The sequence below is a fragment of the Parvularcula sp. IMCC14364 genome, from assembly GCF_030758415.1.
Classification (GTDB): Bacteria; Pseudomonadota; Alphaproteobacteria; order Caulobacterales; family Parvularculaceae; genus Aquisalinus.
This window is the reverse complement of sequence record NZ_CP132334.1, coordinates 1,413,249-1,429,972: the sequence shown is the minus strand read 5'-3', so window position 1 is coordinate 1,429,972 and position 16,724 is coordinate 1,413,249. Positions and strand designations below refer to the sequence as shown.

Sequence of the window (16,724 nt, the reverse complement as noted above, 5' to 3'; positions counted from 1 at the left end):
TTCCTCAAATCAGAACAGCACATCATAAATCAGCAGGCTTGCGGTCAGCGCCAGATAGATCGCGAACACACGGTTGAGCCATGTATCGTCAAGTTGATGCGCAATATTGGCGCCAATCGGGGCTGTGATGGTCGTCATGCTGGCGATCGACAGAAAAGCGGGCACCGAAACAAAACCCAGCGACCAAGGGGGCAGTCCCTGCTGTCCCCAACCAACAATGATAAAACCGATGGTCCCGGGTATCGCGATGGCAAGGCCGAAACCGGCTGCCGTGGCAATCGCCTGATGAATGGTGCGCCCAAAAGCCGTCAACACGACCACCCCCATGACGCCGCCGCCGATACCCATCAAACTGGACAGAAGACCGATTGAGCCACCGAGACTTGCTCTAAAACCGCCGCCAGGTACAGGGGCGAGATCATCCCCGACCTGCGGCTTTTGGCGGTCAAAGAGGCCCTTGCGAATAGCGACAGCCATGGCACCTGTTGCGAAGATCAATGTCAGCACATCAGCCTGTAATACTCTCGCCAGTAAGGCACCTGATATAGCGCCAAATATAATCCATGGCGCCCAGCTTTTCAGCAGACTGACATCCACGGCTCCATGGCGATGATGGGTCGAAACAGAACGCCAGGACGTAATGATAATTGTCGCCAGAGACGTGCCGACCGCAATCTTGATACGGATTGCATCCGGTACCTCCAGTACGCCGAAGACCGCGTAAAGTGCTGGTACAATGACAATTCCACCACCAATACCGAAAAGGCCGCCAATGAACCCGGCAAACAGTCCAACACCCAGCAAAAGACCCAGTAGAACCAGCATTTCCGGCGTCAACAAGGCTTCCATCATGCAGCCACTTCAAAAGCAGCGGCAGGCAGCCGGTTGAGCGCATCACGCAATAAACCAGCATCTGCGTCAGACTTGCAGCTTTCCACTGTCAGATGCTGACGCCAGGTTTTCGCGCCAGGCTGGCCATGAAACAGACCGATCATGTGACGGGTCACCATGTTCACTTTGCCACCCTCTTCCAGATGATCGGTGCTGTATGCAATCATCGCCTCAACCACGGATCGCCTGTCTGGTTGCGCCGTATTCCCTCCAAAAAACACCCGATCAACATCCGCCAGGAGATAAGGGTTTTCATAGGCGGCCCGCCCGAGCATTACGCCGTCAAATCGGCCAAGATGTTCTCCAGCCTGATCAAGGCTTGTGATGCCGCCATTCAGGATAATCTGCAGGGCCGGATTTTCCTGCTTCAACCGAGCTACGATCTCATAATCCAGAGGCGGAATGGTGCGGTTCTCTTTCGGACTCAACCCCTGCAACCAGGCTTTGCGCGCATGAACGATAAACGTATCGCAGCCAGTCTCTGCAACGCGCCGCACGAAGGTGAACAGGCTCTCTTCCGGATCCTGATCATCAACCCCGAGACGGCATTTGACTGTTACAGGAACAGAGACAGCCGCGCGCATGGCAGCAACACACTCAGCCACAAGCGCAGGATCGCGCATCAGACAGGCACCGAAAGTGCCGGACTGCACTTTGTCTGACGGGCAGCCCACATTGAGGTTGATCTCGTCATAGCCGTAGCTTTCGGCGATCCCCGCCGCTTCCGCCAGTCTGGCCGGGTCACTGCCACCAAGCTGTATCGCCACCGGATGCTCGCAAGTGTCAAAACCGAGGAGATATTCCCGGTCCCCACGAAGGATCGCTTCAGCAACAATCATTTCTGTATAAAGCCGGGCACGCTTAGTCAGCTGCCGATGGAAAAAGCGGCAATGACGATCCGTCCAGTCGATCATAGGCGCCACGGAAAATCTATGTGATTGATTTAATTGCATTTTTCCAATAGTATCAATGGGATAAACAGGGAACGTGTGCACTATGTGTGCACCAAATTTGACCAAATTGTACCTGTTTTGACCTCTCTGTGCACACATAGTGCACACAAAATGGAAGAAAAAAGATGGCCACGATCATCAAAAGCCCCTCCGGCACATGGCGAGTGCAGGTTCGACGAAAAGGCCAGTATATCGCGGAGACTTTTCGACGCAGACATGACGCTGATGAGTGGGCACTCCAAATGGAATGCAAGATCGACCGCGGAGAACTGGTCTCGCGAGTCAGGCCGAAAGAAAATATTGTCACAGTGGCGGACCTCATCGACACCCATATTGCCGATATGACCCAACTTGGCAAACCGCTCCGCCGCTCAAAGAGATTTTCACTCAAGAAGTTGAGAACGGATTTGGGTAACGTTCGAATCGACAAACTGGACCGCGAACGCATCATCAAGTTTGGAAGAGAACGGGCCAAAGAAGGCGCCGGAGCCGTGACCATCGGTATGGACATATCGTATTTGAAAACTATTGCGCTTCATGCTTCCGCCGTTCACGGCGCGGACGTTTCAGTTGAGCAAATTCAACTTGGGCGCGCTGCACTTAACCTCCTAGGTCTTATAGGCCGGTCCGGAGAACGTGACAGGCGCCCAACCGATAAGGAACTGACCGATCTAATAGCGTTTTTCTCATCTAATGAGAGACAAGTCATACCCATGGACCGCATTATTCAATTTGCTGTCGCAACAGCAATGAGGCAATCCGAGATTTGTACAATTAAGTGGGCTGACTTGGATGAGAGAAAATGTACGGCACTTGTCCGTGACAGAAAAGACCCGCGCAAAAAAGTGGGAAACAATCAGTATGTCCCTCTTGTCAATTTAACCGGCTTCGATGCAATGGCGGTGATTCGGGAACAAAAGAAACAAACCGGTAATCGAGGTCGAATATTTCCATACGACTCTAAGTCAGTAGGTGCTGCTTTCAGACGCGGATGCCGTGTGCTGAGTATTGAGGATTTGCATTTTCATGACCTACGACACGAAGCGACAAGCCGACTTTTCGAAGCTGGCCTGCAAATTCAACAAGTTGCTCTCGTCACCGGCCATAAAGACTGGAAAATGCTGAAGCGGTACACCCACTTAACCGCTGATTCCATTGTAGCGCTTGCGAATAAAAATAAATACTCGGCACCATGAATTTCGGTAGTGTCACAGATTGTAATTTTGGTAGGAATTGGCCGAAGCTGTGTGAAGACACGACATCATTTCATCATTCCAGCAGTTGATGCAGGAGGCTTTGATCAAGCGGTATTTGAAGGCGCAGAGCATGGTCAGGGTGTTTTGATTCCATCGCATCTGGATGATTTCATTGATGAAGATAATCCGATCCGCGCTGTCGATGCGTTTGTCCATATGAGGGATCTGCACGGCATTGGCTTTATTACGGTTGATCCGTGCGCCACACGGTAACCTGGATATCAACCGTCAGTTCTGGCCAAATTTACATTTACGAACTTGACAATATTTATATTATTTACTAACTTAACGAAACATCAAGTTAGAGTGACCCGATGTCTGAGACCCTAAAGAAGCCCGCATTTCCGCAATACCGCCGCAAAAGTAACCGAGCGGTCACCACTGCGCATGAATATATTGAGACTGCAGCAGCGGAAGCTTTAACGACTGCGGGCCACAAGGCACCTCTAGAAGTCGCCAAAGCACTCCGGTTTGCGACCGACGCATTTGATGACCTCGCCTCTGAAACACTAGAACGAGCAACCCTCAATCCGGTCGCCTTTGATCGGATCATGAAAGAAGCGATCCGGGAAGCAGCGAAAATTCCTTCTCCTGAGCGCAACAAAGGCTTTCAACTTGGGGAGGTTATCGAAATTGAATCTCTATCCGCTGCAGAAGCCCGACAACCATTCAGCGCAAACCCAGAAGTAGTTAGTGACGATGATGAATTTTACGCCGTTTATTCAACGACGGAAGCAGCTAAAAAACTGAACATCACTCGTCCAACCGCAATCGACTGGATCAAGTCTGGCAAACTGATCGGCATACAAGGTGCCAAACGTGGGTGGCGCATTCCTGTCGCACAAATCCGCCGTGGCCGCTTAGCCCCCGCATTACAGGAGGTGTCTGCGCATTTTGATGATCCAGAAGATGCCTGGCATTTCCTGGTAACCGAACAACAGTTTGGCAAAGAGTTGGTGCGTCCGCTTGATCTTCTATTCCAGAAGAAGGCTCATCTTGTGATTGGTCTTGCCAAGTCCTACGGCAGTGACTTTCTATAGGGTGGGCACGAGTACCTACCAGAAGCTCGATCAGTTACACAGGCCGGTATCTTCTGCCGGCATCTGGCGCATTATGCCCAAGCGACACATCAAGCGTCCCCTTGGCATGGGTTTCGGCTACAGTCGTTTTGCGGCTCCAAGTGAAGAATTCAAAGTTCTCTACGCAACGCCCAATTTTGAGACGGCGTTGCGTGAGAGTTTGATCCGAGACCGGTATGATCAGAAGAAGCAGCGACGTATCGCCGAACACACACTGCGCAATCATGCGAGCGCTGTCATCGTCACGATAGAAGAAATCCTGCTACTCGATCTGACAGATGGCGGTGCACATAAAGTTGGTGTACCGTCGGACATTCGTCACGCTAAAGATTACCAGAAGTCACAAGCATTTGCTTTGGAAGTCTATCAGCAAATGCCAGAAGTCGACGGATTTTTGTACCGCTCGCGGCTGGACGATCAACCTTGTATCAGTGTCTTCGACAGAGCGGTAACAACGAAACTACACTCTCCACATCAGTTATCACTTGCAAGCAACCCGCTCACCCGCCCTGCACTCAAAAAAATGAATATCCGTACATTCAAATGGCGAGGCAAAGCCTAGAGTTTGGATGCGCACTCAGCTGTCGATTGAAACACACGGCCCTGCAGGTACGCATCGAGATCAGACTTCCGGTACTTGATAAGACGACCTACCTTCAAAAAACGCGGCCCAACTCCAGAACAACGCCATCTATTGAGGGTTGATGCCTTCATTCCAAGATAGTTTGCTGCCTGCTCATTGGTAAGCGGTTTATCCGCTGTTGCCTCGATCAATATATCATCCGCACTCATTTTCATTACTCCTTACAAAAATCAGAGAATTAGTGGATTAATTCCGGCTCCAGACGAGAACCCCTTTCCCCTCTTCTGCCTTCTCAAAGAAAGCAGCACGAATTGGCTTGTCAAAACTCGGATCGTCCAATTCGACACTCAGATACTGGTTATCGTTGTCACCCTTTGCAAACGCCCGCCACGCAGCACCTAGTTCTGCACCGCCCGCATAAATCCTGAAATCTGGCGCCTTGTCGTTGCCGTTTTTCTCGTTTGGAACAAATGTCGACTTGACATTGATCGTCATGGTTCGGATCGTGCCTGTGTATCCATTGTCTGTTTTACTGAATGTGCCGATGGTTGCCATGGCTTACTCCTTTACTGTGGTTATTGAATTTTCAGACTGTCGTTTTTTTTGTGCACGCTTGAACCCGGTATCACTCGCCAGAAATGCTTCCAGAATCGACGGGATCAGAGCGGTCGCTTGTTCTGACTTTCCATATGTCTCCTGATAAATCGCAGCGTAATCTTCCAGGTCTGAGAACACATCAGGCGAGACACTGATGGTCAGCCGTTTCAATTCCCGGTCAGGGAGTTGTTTCAGTTTGATGGGCATCAGCTACCTCCATAAGGTGCGAGGGACAAATCTTCGGTCACGATGACCTGAAACGCCCAACCCGGACGCACCGTCAGTGTGGGTTTGATATTCAGTTGCCGGCGCACCAACCGCTGACCGGCGTTATTGGCCGTCCCCTGAAGTCCTTCGCGCAACGCTCTTGCAACATCATCGTCATTATCGTCGATGCTTAACTCTGCTCCAACGCCGAGCAATGTCGACAAAATACCAGCACCTACCAATTCGCCAGTGTGATTATCGACCCGGTCAGTCAGACCCGCATATCCCGAGAGATCGGCAGCGCCTAGATTATCAAGATCAATCGACGACCCGTCGGGATTGATGATCCGTGTCCATGAGATGAAGACCCGCTTTTGACCGAAATCGACTGAGCTGTCATAGATACCGATCAGGCGAGCGCCTTGGGGGATCAGTAAATGTTGGCCCGTGTCAGTATCATATATGTGTTGGGTGATTTGCGCGATGGCAGGACCCGGTAGATCAGAATTTATGCCGGTCAACAAGCTGGCCGGGATCAAGGTACCGGCCCTGACAGCTAGGCCAGCTATCTTTCCTTTTGTACTCACATCAGCCAGTGCGTCTGCAATCATTTGCTCCGCATCCATCGGGCCTTGACGGTTGGATCTCGCAAAGAACAGCGCAGAAGTGTGGGCATCGCTTGCTGTTGATGGTGACGACACGTAACGCCGCTCCGTCAGCATTGGTGAAGATTTTGGTGACATTTCGGTTACCTGCGACGGCGTTGGGGGCATCACCGGCTGCAATTCAGGTACAGATTGCCAGGCGACTTGTGGCGCGTGATCCTGGTACGTCGCGGGGAGTTTATTCAACCGGTCACTGACAGGTTTGATCTCCACATTGTAGAGTTCCCTTATTGAAGGGGTTTCTCGGGCAGAGGGTGGGCTGATGGTAACCATCAGCGCTAGCACAACAATCAACATAACCACGCCAGTGATAACGATAATCGCCCGTTTGCTAAGCCGGGTGACGGGTTGCGGCTTCGTCCGCAACACAAATGATTGAGCGTTTGTCATGCGCCCTCCTCGACACGGTCAATCGCTACAATTGTCTGATACTCGGTTCCGAGCCGTAGCTGTGCATGATCAAACAGACGGTCCACGACATAGTATTTTCCGAGTACGCGATAATTGACGAGTTCCGGGACATCTGCACTGCCAATCAAAAAAAGAGGCGGTGTCTCGGATGTATCCACATCGTCCGGAAACTCGACATAGGTCTTGCGCCCGTCATCAAAGACACGAGTCGGTCGCCACCGTGGTGATGGTCCGGAGATCTGACAGGCGAAGTTCAACGTCGCCGGATCGAGCGTCATTGTGTTGGCAACTGGATCCACTTCCGCGACCATTACAGCTTCAGCCGGGTACGCCCAGGAAAGCGCGGCCATATAAGTCTCCCGGAAACTTCTCATTTCGACGAGATAGGTCCGCTTTGAGGTCGTGATGACAAGGTTGGTGGCAAGACCTGAGCGCACCGGTTTCACTAATATCTGCACCTGTGCTGCACTGCCACTGCCACTGGACGTATCACCCACAATCCAGTTTACGGTATCGCCTGCAGACACGGATATAAGACCCTCGCCGCGCTCGAGGGAGACAACCGACACTTGTCCCGGTGCCGTATAGAGCTGGTAGAGCGCACCCGGTGTAAACGGGTAGACCTGTACCGCATTCACATAATTCTCTAATCCCGGTTCAATTTTTGCAGCAGTATTTGCCCGCTCAATACGCTCCCAGGGCCGCGCGCGGTCATCGCGCTCATGACGAACTTCATGAGGATCGTAAGACTGAACCACCGTCGTCGAAGGCAACAGGTAACCTGGCATTTCAATGACAATCGGGTCTTTTGTCATCTGATCAGCGACCGTCGTAACGCTGTTTGTTTCGCAAGCGGCCAAGAACGCAAACAGCAAGATTGGAATCGAGTTTCTCATGATGCCCCTCCCGGCTCGAAGTCTTTGGACCAGTCGAGGCCGTGCACATAAATACCCAAGGGATTACGCCGCAGCGTGTCGACATTGCGTGGCGGCGTGAGGACGGTTGTGAGGCTTGCCGTATATCGCTCGGTTTTCTCGATCCGGCCTTGACGGAAACTTGTTTCCTGCCAGCGAATATCGAAAGTGTCACCGCTTGAGCGTACGACACTGATGATTTCGACGCTGACACTGCGCTCACCCACTTCAGCAAACGGATCGTTCTCTCTGGCATATTCGTTGAGCGTCGCAGCACCTCTATCCGTGGTGTAGTCATAGGCCTGAAGCCAGTTCTCCCGCACCACCACCGGATCGATCGACACGGCGCGTACAAGTTTGATAAATTCAGCAAGGTGCCAGGCGATCTGGGCATCCGTCGGACTATAGGCGTCCATGGCCGGTCCGATTGCACGGGCTGTCCCGTGTTCACTGACCTCAACAACATATGGTGTCACGATGGAGCGGCTGCCTTGCCAGACCACTGCTATTGCAAGCCCGCCTGCCAGCAAAAGCAAGCCAAAGGCCGCGAGACGCCAGTTTCGCGCCTGAACGCGCGCGGAGCCAAGACGCTCATCCCAGACTTGTCCTGCTTTCTGATAGGGTGTTTCCGGAACAGCACTTTCGCCATAGTGGTTTTGGGGACGTTTGAATTTCATGGATTAGATCCTTTCTTCCTGACCAAGCCGTGGTCCTTCACCGCCACCGGGTCGATCGCCCATGGCGACAGTTTGCGTCGTGGCAAGACTGGCATCGCGCATGGATTGCTCACGCCGCAGGGAGCTTGCCCAATTCGGCGCAGTGGTGTTTGAGCTATTGATTGACTGGGGACGTCCGTTGACCTTGCCGCCAGTGTCAGCAAAAGCGGCAGTCGAACCGTTACGAAAGGCTTCTCCGGGCTCCCCCATTGCTCGACCGGCCATGGCTTTGAGGCCTGCACCCGCGCTGGAAGCCCCTGCCGCTAGCGTTGATTTTGTTCCCGCCACCATGGCAGCGGCTCCGGTCTGACCGGCACTGCCAAGCGAGTAAGCTGTGCCAGCACCGCCCGCGAGAGAGGCCCCTGCCCGTATCGCACTGTGACCACCTGCGACTGCCATACGCGCGCCCATGAATCCAAGGGCGCCGCCTGCCGCAGCACCTGCACCGGCGCCGAGCGCCGTTCCTACTGCCGCCCCAGCGCCTAATTGCGGCGCACCGGACACAAGACCAGTGGCGATACCAGGCCCGAAAATGCCAAGAGCCAGCAAGGACAATGACGCCAGAATGGTTGCGGCTGCCTGCTGCAGAGTGACGGCCCCGGGTGTAAATGCAGAAGTGACAGATGAAAAAATCGTCGAGCCAATGCCGACTATCAAGGCCAGGACCATCAACTTAATGCCGGAGGCAATCACATTGCCAAGAACCTTTTCTGCCAGGAACGCTGTCTTGTTCCACAGAGCAAACGGCACGAGCACGAAGCCTGCCAGCGTGGTCAGTTTGAACTCGATGATGGTCACAAAGAGCTGGATCGCCAGAATGAAGAACGCGAGCAGGACGATCAACCACGCGAGCATGATGATAAAGATCGTCACCGCATTGGCAAAAATATCCGGGAAGCCCGCCAGGGCATTTGCTTCATCAAGCAGAGGTGTTGCTGCCTCAAAGCCGGTATTGGCAACAAAGCCAGGTTTCAACAAATCAGCTGCGGTAATGGTCGTGCCCGTCGCTTTCAATCCCAGTTCAGCAAAAGAGTCGAAAATGACCGTCGCCAGAAACTGGAAATTGTTCAGGATGAAGGCAAACGTCCCCACATAGAGGACTTTCTTCACGAACTGTCCGAGGACATTGGCCTCCCCGTTCATGGACCAGAATAATCCCGCAAGGACAATATCGATGGTGATGAGCACTGTCGTCAGGAACGCCACATCTGCAGACAACAAACCGAATCCGGAATCGATATAGGTTGAGAAAACAGACGTAAACTGATCTATGACACCGAGATCGTCCATCACTTGTCTCCGGCATAAGCGACGCCGTCACCGACAAAACGCGAAAACCGCGCCCGGGCGATTTCTTCAGCTTCAACCGTGCGGGCACGCTCCAATGCTTCAGCGCGATATTGGCTTGCCATCAAAAGTTGGTGTTGCATCATCTGCTGGGTTTGCAGGGCGACCAGCTGATTTCCGGCCTGGGTCACTTGTAGATTGCCTTGGGCTGCCTGACTTTCAGCAATCAACCGGTCCAAAACAGCGCGGTCGGCATTCACGGACTGCGCTACTTGCGCCTGTATGATCAGCGTATCGTAGAAGGCAGCCCTGGTGACCCGCCATTGCTCCCGTGTCGCCTGGATCGTTGCTTCACGACCGATGGCCTCATAGTCGTCCGGATATAGATCATGATATAGAACCTCCATTTCACCGACGGACTTAGCGATGGAATTTGCCTGTCGGATCAACATTTCAATCTGCTGCAGTTTCTGATCGATATCGCTCCCCGCTGAAAAAACGAGGCTTGCCAGGTCTTCATCCTGATTGGCGATCATCCGCACATCATTTTCCAGCTGCGCGATCTGATTGTTCACCTGTTCCACATTACGGATAGCGGTGATCAGGTTCTGCCTGTAATTGGTCGGGTCAAACACAATCCCGTTACCAAACTGCGCCAGAGCGGGTTGGCCAATTAGCGAGCCCAGACATATGATCATCATCAGCTTACGCATTGAATTTCCTCCTTTGGGCTGGATTCGGCAATGAGGTCTGCGGCCCACGGAAGGCCCTTATGCGCGAGCCAATTTTGGGCAAAATTGTCGGTGCCGTTTCGCGCAAGCACTGTATCAATCTCTTGTTGATCCGATGCTGTTGAGGCACCGCTGAAAGCAAGCGCCACATCACCAAGGGCCAGATCAAACAACCTATTCCCAGCCCGCGACTGAAAATAATAGTCGCGCTTCGGCGTGGCACTGGCGATGATCTCGATTTGACGGCGATTGAGACCGAAGCGTTCATAAGTTTCGCGGGAGATCTCTTCGAGTGCAGCCGGGTTGGGCAGAAAGATCCGTGACGGACAAGATTCAATTAAGGCTGGTGCAATGCCACTGGTGGCTATATCTGCCAGAGATTGCGTGGCAAAGATGACCGAAACATTCATTTTACGGAGGGTTTTCAGCCATTCGCGTATTTTTGCTGAGAATTCAGGGTGATCAAGAAAGAGCCAGGCCTCATCAAGGATCAGTAATGCGGGCGATCCATCAAAGTCCTGTTCAAGGCGGTGGAACAGAAGATCAAGAACCGGCTTCACGAGGCGTTTCGTCTCCATGAGCTGGTCCATTTCAAATCCGGTAACACGCGACAGAGACAGATTTTCCTGATCACTGTCGATGACCGCGCCAAAGGCCCCGGCAATGGTGAAGGGTTGCAGGGCCGCCTTGATCTCGTGATCCTGCACCAGCAGAGACAGTCCGGTAATCGTACGCTCATTTTCAGGTGCCTCAGCGAGGCTCTGGAGCGCCGTCCAGAGACGCTCTTTTTGATCCGGAGAGAGTTCAATGCCCTCGGCTGTAAGGATCGAGATCAGCCATTCCTGGGCCCAGCTTATGTTGTCATGCTGATCAATATACTTAAATGGTTGCAGAGCGATTTGTTCTTTTTCAGCAAAATCAAGCCACGTCCCTCCAAGCCCCAGGATCATCGCTCTGGCCGATGCACCTTTATCAAAATATATAACTTGCGCCTTTTTATATCGCAGAAACTGAGCGGCCATCAGGCTTAAGAGAACTGATTTTCCTGCACCAGTGGGACCAACCACCATCGTATGTCCAACATCGCCCTGATGTGTCACCAGCCGGAACGGCGTCGCCCCTTCCGTCGCGGCGTGGAGCAAAGGCGGGCCATCAAGATGGCTGTTTTCGCCGGGGCCTGCCCACACCGCCGACAGTGGTGAAAAATGTGCAAGATTTAGCGTATGAATTAGTGGCTGGCGCACATTCGCATAAGGCTGTCCCGGGAGTGATCCGAGCCAGGCATCGACGGCATTTACCGTCTCTTGGATCGTCACAAACCCCCGGCCATTTAGGATTTCAGCTACTTTCTGAACTCGTTTCTCCGCAACCGATGGATCGGTGTGGCTGACCACGATGGTTGTTGATAAATATCCGAACGCGACAGCATCTGCCCCAAGGTCCTGTAGTGCCATATCTGCATCGGCGGCCTTGTTTTCAGCATCGATATCGAGAAGTTGAGTGGGTTCCTGAAAAACGGCTTCACGCAGCAATGACATGACTGATTTGCGTTTGGCGAACCAGTGACGACGGGCTTTTTCAAGCGCCACCTGCGCATCGCGTTTATCAAGTGCAATAAACCGTGTCATCCAGCGACAGGGAAACGCCAATGTGTTTAATTGATCGAGCAGGCCTGGTTCACTTGCGCCCGGTAGTCCCAGAACACTCAATATCCGCATATGAGTATCGCCCAACTTCGGCTCCAGACCGCATATCAGATGCTCGTCTGCCAACAGGCAATCGAGATGGGCGGGACAGTCCGGAACCTTCACCCTCTGTCGTTTGGAGGATATGCAGTTGTGCAGGTATGAAAGTGTCTCACGATCATCAAATAGGCTGATCGCAGGTAATGTGGTCGCTAAAAGATCAACCGCCTGTCCGACTTCTTGCTCGAATTTTTGTAAAACTTCGCGCCACCCGCTGGACTTAGAATCCGCCGACCGATCAAACATCATGCTATCAAATCTGCTGGTTTTGTCCTCCGGAGGCAGATACTGAAACGTCAGGAAAAACTGGCTTTCAAAAAAACGGTCATTTCCCTCGAAATCATTCTTTCGCTCTTCATCGATGAGCCATGCTAGCCGATGATCGAATTGAGACTTGGGATAGCGTTGGCTGGGAATACGGGCTGCCTCGAAGTAAAGCGACCAGCCTGAACCGAAACGCCGTAAGACATTATTGATCCGTGCCGTGACGGCAACGAGTTCATCAGGCGTTGCACTTGCAAGATCTGGTCCCCGGTATGCGATCGTTCGCTGAAAACTTCCATCCTTATTGAGGACAATGCCGGGCGCAACCAGGAAACCCCAAGGCAGATAGTCGGACAGGAATTTCGGACGCTGTTGATACTCGGCAAGACTCAACATGAGAGAAACCCCTTATGTTTAATATGCCGTGTGGCTGTCTCGAAAAACTGCGGATCGCGTTTGGTCATCCAGACAGCGATGCCTTGGCTTGCAAACCAGTAAATGAGGCCCAGCAGCCACAGTTGCAGGCCGAGACCCAAACTGGCAGCAAGGGTCCCATTAAGGATGGTCACTGCTCGTGGTGCACCGGCAATCAATACCGGCTCTGACAACGAGCGATAAACTGGTACGATATATCCTTCTGGCAGGTCCATCAGATCAACGCTCCTCCACCAAACGAGAAAAATGTGAGAAAGAAACTGGTCGCGGCAAAGGCAATCGAGAGGCCAAAGACAATTTGGATCATGCGCCGCGCCCCACCCGACATATCGCCAAAGGCCATGGTGAGGCCTGTGATCACAATTATGATAACAGCGATAACGCGGGCAACCGGTCCCTCGATCGAATCGAGTATCGACTGCAACGGTCCTTCCCATGGCATGCCTGACCCTGATGCATGGGCAGGAGCGATTAGTAATGTGAGAAGGATGATGCTAATTGTAGCTATGCGGATCATGGGTTTATCTCCTGCGGTTCAACAAGGGTAAGAGCTGGCGCGGTTACATCTTCTGTCATGAAGGTTTCGAGGGAGGTGAGCCCGGTGACGCGCTTTAGTTCTGTGACTTTGCGACCGTCCGGTGTCCTTTTCAGGAAGACAATCAGGTCAACAGCTTCAACGATCAGGGACCGCGGCACGCTACTCACCGCCTCTCCGCATAATTGTTCAAGGCGCACCAAAGCGGCATCCGCCGAATTGGCATGAAGGGTGGTAACGCCGCCTGGATGCCCTGTATTCCAGGCTTTCAACAAGTCCAATGCTTCTGCCCCCCTCACCTCACCAATGATAATCCGGTCGGGACGGAGACGCAGTGCGGACCGGACAAGATCGCGCATACTGACAATGCTCGGTATTGTCCGTAGCGCAGCATGATCTTCCGCGGCGCATTGCAGTTCCCGCGTATCTTCGATCAACACCAGCCGGTCAGACTTTTTGGAGATTTCCTGCAGCAAGGCATTTGCGAAGGTTGTTTTGCCAGACCCGGTGCCCCCGGCAATGACGATATTTTCCCGGGATTCGATTGCATGGCTCAGGATTAACTCCTGCATCGGACTAATCGTTCCTGCCTCCACATATTCATTGAGGGCAAAAACGCGAGATGCAGGTTTTCGGATTGAAAAACAGGGAGCGGACACTGTTGGCGGTAGCAAGCCTTCAAACCGTTCACCACCGCCCGGTAACTCAGCGCTGACAATGGGTGCGTGTGCCGCGCATTCGCTTCCTACGTGACTTGCTACCAATCTGATGATGCGGTCGCAATGGGCGCGTGCAAGGTCTGCGACCACCTCACGGTAGCCACCCTCTTTCTCAACCCAGAGCTTTCCGTCGGGATTCACTGTGATCTCAACCGTATCAGCGGCTCGGATTGCTGCCAGAATGACCGGTCCAAACGCCGTCTCCAGCATGGCAAGATGTCTCGTCTCGGAAGTCATACCGGCACCGTCTCTCTGTTTTGAGGTTCTGACCCGAAATCCAGACCCGCAAGAAGGTCCGTCATCGCCTCCTCCTGCTCGAACACCAGGTCCGCTAAAGAAACATCACTGCGCAAACGCTTGGCGAGCTCACTTAAGAAATGATCGTAGCGTTTCAGCCCGATGGCTTTGGCGGCATCCTGATCATGTCGCGGCATTGACGGGGTTATCGTCATGAAAAACTGGATGAAAAGTCCCAGCGTTTCAGTTGCCACCAGCTGGTCGTCCGCGAGGCGGCGGCTTGTCTTGTTGATCGCGTCCAGCCGCCGCTCCATAATTGACAATCGGTCGCTACCATCCGGTTGCAGATAAAGCCGGATCGCCTTGTCTGCAATATCAGAGCGAGAACCATATTGTACGCCTGCTGCATGATCGAGAAGCGTTGCCGTCTTGTCAGTCAACCGTAATGTGAAGCGGGATTTATGAGGCCGTTCAGTCAAGACTGCCTCCCAGATCTGGCAGCAACTCTTCATCGACCCGGCTTAGAAATCTGAATCTCTCAACATTTCTTTCGTCGCCCTCTGGCTCGTGTTGCTGAACTGCCTCGGACGATTGCGACGGGTGACAGGGCTCCTGCGGTATCAGCTCCAACTCTGGTTGCCGTTGTTTTGGAGCAGTATGCGATTTTGCCGTAGCCCAGTCGGATCGTTTTGCCTGTTCGTTTCCAAGGGAAACAGCAGTAACAGGTGGCGGAAATTGCCGGCCAATAAAATTGCGATCGTCAAAAAACTTCAGTTTCTTCGCACGGATCGGCTTCTGCCCACCCAGCAGAATAACCGCATCATCCGCAGGCAATTGCATGATCTCGCCCGGGGTCAACAGATGACGCTGGGTTTCCTGGGACGAAACCATCATATGGCTGAGCCAGGGGGCTAACCGGTGGCCGGCAAAATTGCGCTGGTGGCGTTGCTCAGTCGTCGTTCCCAGGGCATCGGAAATACGTTTTGCGGTTTGTTCATTGTTCGCCGCAAAGGTGATCCGTATATGGCAGTTATCAACGATCGCGTTCTGGCTACCATAGGCTTTTTCGATCTGCGTGAGAGACTGTGCAACAAGAAAGGCCTTGATGCCATACCCTCCGATAAAACTGAGCGCCGCCTCAAAGAAATCAAGACGACCCAATGCCGGAAACTCGTCCAGCATCAAGAGGAGATGATGAGACCGTTCTGCCGCGTGACATTCCGTTAAGCGCCGCAACATCTGATTGACCATCAATCGGATCAAGGGGCGGGTCCGTGACAAATCAGCTGGGGAGACGACCAGATACAAAGATACCGGATGTTCGGTAGAGATCAGGTCCGCAATCCGGAAATCAGATTCCGACGTCACCTCCCCGATGATCGGATCGCGATAAAGACTTAAACAGGACAATGCCGTCGACAGGACGCCGGAGAATTCATTAGGCGACATGTTCTGGGCCTGCCGTGCAGCCTGAGCAATGACAAGGTGTGGACGACCTCCCGAATGCACCGAGATACGCATGACCTCCAGCATCTCCTCTGCGGTGCGGCTCGGGTCCGACAAGAATTTCGCAACACCGCGCAACGTCTTGTCGGATTCCGCATAAAGAACGTGCAGGATGGAAGCTGTCAATAGATCAGCGGCGGTTTTGTCCCAATGATTGCGGTCTTCTTTCGACCCTTGCGGGTCAATCAGCATATCCACAATGTTCTGTGTGTCCTGCAGTTCATGGATGCCTTTACGGATTTCCAGGAGCGGATTGAATTTTGCAGAAACCGGATCAGCGGGGTCAAAACGCAAACAACGGGAGAATTTTGATCGCCACCCCGCTGTGACGTCCCAGTTTTCCCCCTTGATGTCGTGAACAATCGTACTGCCGGTCCAGGAAAGAAGCGTCGGGATCACCAATCCAACCCCTTTCCCGGAACGGGTGGGCGCAAAGGCCAGCACATGTTCCTGCCCTTCATGACGCAGATAATGGTTTTGCCACTTGCCAAGTATCACGCCGGTGGACCCTAACAAGCCTGACTGGCGAATATCGCGGTCACTCGCCCAATCAGCCGATCCGTAAGTCGTAACCTGCCGGGGCTGACGTGCCCGCAAGACTGACCCCGCTATTGCGGCGGCAATACCCATCAATCCACCCGATGCTGCAATAACGCCCGCTGTGAGAAAGACGATGGGCGCAGCGCTTTCAAAGCTTAGCCACCAGACAAACAGGTCGAAGGGCCGATAGAACGGTGACTGATTGAAATAGAACCAGGGGGCCCCTAACTGGCTAGAATACCCAAATTGATCGGCAGTCCATTGTGTGGCGACCCAGATCATGACAAAGGCCAGAAATCCTGAGATCGTTAATTGACCAAAGAGGATTTTGGTTGGTGTCATGATCGTCTGCCTCCTGTCTAACGCATGGTCTGCATTTCTGCACGCATGATTGTTCAGGAAGTTCGAAGTTGACTAGGGTCTTTTCTGACCCTTTCTGGTCCCGCCTGCTCT

At 52.9% G+C, this 16,724-nt stretch carries 20 protein-coding genes; 4 read left to right on the top strand and 16 right to left on the bottom strand.

The annotated features are described in order from the left end of the window. Positions 1-9 precede the first annotated feature (9 nt). Both RAL90_RS06885 and dusA read right to left on the bottom strand, forming a co-directional pair. Positions 10-852, bottom strand: coding sequence for a sulfite exporter TauE/SafE family protein (locus tag RAL90_RS06885; RefSeq protein ID WP_306253775.1), 843 nt, complete (start codon positions 850-852; stop codon positions 10-12). Next, positions 849-1,805: a tRNA dihydrouridine(20/20a) synthase DusA gene (gene dusA / locus RAL90_RS06880; RefSeq protein WP_372340442.1), complete on the bottom strand. Its 957-nt coding sequence runs from the start codon at positions 1,803-1,805 to the stop codon at positions 849-851. The genes RAL90_RS06885 and dusA overlap by 4 nt, the downstream gene beginning before the upstream one ends. Before the next feature lie 164 nt (positions 1,806-1,969). Here dusA and RAL90_RS06875 point away from each other — a divergent pair, with 164 nt between their 5' ends. The 4 genes from RAL90_RS06875 to RAL90_RS06860 all read left to right on the top strand — a co-directional run bounded on the left by RAL90_RS06875 (position 1,970) and on the right by RAL90_RS06860 (position 4,741). After that, positions 1,970-3,040, top strand: coding sequence for a site-specific integrase (locus RAL90_RS06875; protein WP_306253773.1), 1,071 nt, complete (start codon positions 1,970-1,972; stop codon positions 3,038-3,040). A gap of 9 nt (positions 3,041-3,049) precedes the next feature. Further along, entirely contained in the window at positions 3,050-3,313 is a 264-nt protein-coding gene (locus tag RAL90_RS06870) for a hypothetical protein (RefSeq protein WP_306253772.1), read from the top strand. A gap of 101 nt (positions 3,314-3,414) precedes the next feature. Next, positions 3,415-4,140 carry a helix-turn-helix domain-containing protein gene (locus RAL90_RS06865; protein WP_306253771.1) on the top strand — a complete coding sequence of 242 codons (726 nt, stop codon included), beginning with the start codon at positions 3,415-3,417 and terminating at the stop codon, positions 4,138-4,140. 1 nt (position 4,141) lies between these two features. Continuing rightward, positions 4,142-4,741, top strand: coding sequence for an RES family NAD+ phosphorylase (locus RAL90_RS06860; RefSeq protein ID WP_306253770.1), 600 nt, complete (start codon positions 4,142-4,144; stop codon positions 4,739-4,741). Here the strand turns inward: RAL90_RS06860 and RAL90_RS06855 are convergent. The 14 genes from RAL90_RS06855 to traG are packed head-to-tail and all read right to left on the bottom strand — an operon-like array spanning position 4,738 to position 16,613. Continuing rightward, on the bottom strand, positions 4,738-4,971 hold the full coding sequence (locus RAL90_RS06855; protein WP_306253769.1) for a helix-turn-helix domain-containing protein: 234 nt from the start codon (positions 4,969-4,971) through the stop codon (positions 4,738-4,740). The two genes, RAL90_RS06860 and RAL90_RS06855, sit on opposite strands and share 4 nt — an antisense overlap. A 37-nt stretch (positions 4,972-5,008) precedes the next feature. After that, the gene (locus tag RAL90_RS06850; RefSeq protein WP_306253768.1) at positions 5,009-5,317 is read right to left on the bottom strand and encodes a DUF736 domain-containing protein; all 309 of its coding nucleotides are present in this window, start codon (positions 5,315-5,317) and stop codon (positions 5,009-5,011) included. 3 nt (positions 5,318-5,320) lie between these two features. Continuing rightward, the gene (locus RAL90_RS06845; RefSeq protein WP_306253767.1) at positions 5,321-5,566 is read right to left on the bottom strand and encodes a DUF2274 domain-containing protein; all 246 of its coding nucleotides are present in this window, start codon (positions 5,564-5,566) and stop codon (positions 5,321-5,323) included. After that, positions 5,566-6,621 (bottom strand): TrbI/VirB10 family protein, encoded by a 1,056-nt coding sequence (locus tag RAL90_RS06840; protein ID WP_306253766.1) that lies wholly within the window; start codon positions 6,619-6,621, stop codon positions 5,566-5,568. Before RAL90_RS06840 ends, RAL90_RS06845 begins: the two co-directional genes overlap by 1 nt. Then, the gene (gene trbG, locus RAL90_RS06835; RefSeq protein ID WP_306253765.1) at positions 6,618-7,538 is read right to left on the bottom strand and encodes a P-type conjugative transfer protein TrbG; all 921 of its coding nucleotides are present in this window, start codon (positions 7,536-7,538) and stop codon (positions 6,618-6,620) included. Before trbG ends, RAL90_RS06840 begins: the two co-directional genes overlap by 4 nt. Continuing rightward, positions 7,535-8,233: a conjugal transfer protein TrbF gene (gene trbF / locus RAL90_RS06830; RefSeq protein WP_306253764.1), complete on the bottom strand. Its 699-nt coding sequence runs from the start codon at positions 8,231-8,233 to the stop codon at positions 7,535-7,537. Before trbF ends, trbG begins: the two co-directional genes overlap by 4 nt. Positions 8,234-8,236: 3 nt before the next feature. Next, positions 8,237-9,562, bottom strand: coding sequence for a P-type conjugative transfer protein TrbL (gene trbL / locus RAL90_RS06825; RefSeq protein WP_306253763.1), 1,326 nt, complete (start codon positions 9,560-9,562; stop codon positions 8,237-8,239). Beyond that, positions 9,562-10,272, bottom strand: coding sequence for a P-type conjugative transfer protein TrbJ (gene trbJ, locus RAL90_RS06820; RefSeq protein ID WP_306253762.1), 711 nt, complete (start codon positions 10,270-10,272; stop codon positions 9,562-9,564). The genes trbL and trbJ overlap by 1 nt, the downstream gene beginning before the upstream one ends. After that, on the bottom strand, positions 10,260-12,695 hold the full coding sequence (gene trbE, locus RAL90_RS06815) for a conjugal transfer protein TrbE (RefSeq protein ID WP_306253761.1): 2,436 nt from the start codon (positions 12,693-12,695) through the stop codon (positions 10,260-10,262). Before trbE ends, trbJ begins: the two co-directional genes overlap by 13 nt. Then, the gene (locus RAL90_RS06810) at positions 12,689-12,949 is read right to left on the bottom strand and encodes a VirB3 family type IV secretion system protein (RefSeq protein WP_306253760.1); all 261 of its coding nucleotides are present in this window, start codon (positions 12,947-12,949) and stop codon (positions 12,689-12,691) included. Before RAL90_RS06810 ends, trbE begins: the two co-directional genes overlap by 7 nt. Continuing rightward, the gene (locus RAL90_RS06805) at positions 12,949-13,251 is read right to left on the bottom strand and encodes a TrbC/VirB2 family protein (RefSeq protein ID WP_306253759.1); all 303 of its coding nucleotides are present in this window, start codon (positions 13,249-13,251) and stop codon (positions 12,949-12,951) included. Before RAL90_RS06805 ends, RAL90_RS06810 begins: the two co-directional genes overlap by 1 nt. Continuing rightward, positions 13,248-14,225, bottom strand: coding sequence for a P-type conjugative transfer ATPase TrbB (gene trbB, locus RAL90_RS06800; RefSeq protein WP_306253758.1), 978 nt, complete (start codon positions 14,223-14,225; stop codon positions 13,248-13,250). The genes RAL90_RS06805 and trbB overlap by 4 nt, the downstream gene beginning before the upstream one ends. Further along, positions 14,222-14,704, bottom strand: a complete 483-nt coding sequence (locus tag RAL90_RS06795; protein WP_306253757.1) for a hypothetical protein — start codon at positions 14,702-14,704, stop codon at positions 14,222-14,224. Before RAL90_RS06795 ends, trbB begins: the two co-directional genes overlap by 4 nt. Then, positions 14,697-16,613 carry an IncP-type conjugal transfer protein TraG gene (gene traG / locus RAL90_RS06790; RefSeq protein ID WP_306253756.1) on the bottom strand — a complete coding sequence of 639 codons (1,917 nt, stop codon included), beginning with the start codon at positions 16,611-16,613 and terminating at the stop codon, positions 14,697-14,699. Before traG ends, RAL90_RS06795 begins: the two co-directional genes overlap by 8 nt. Between the last annotated feature and the right edge of the window lie 111 nt (positions 16,614-16,724).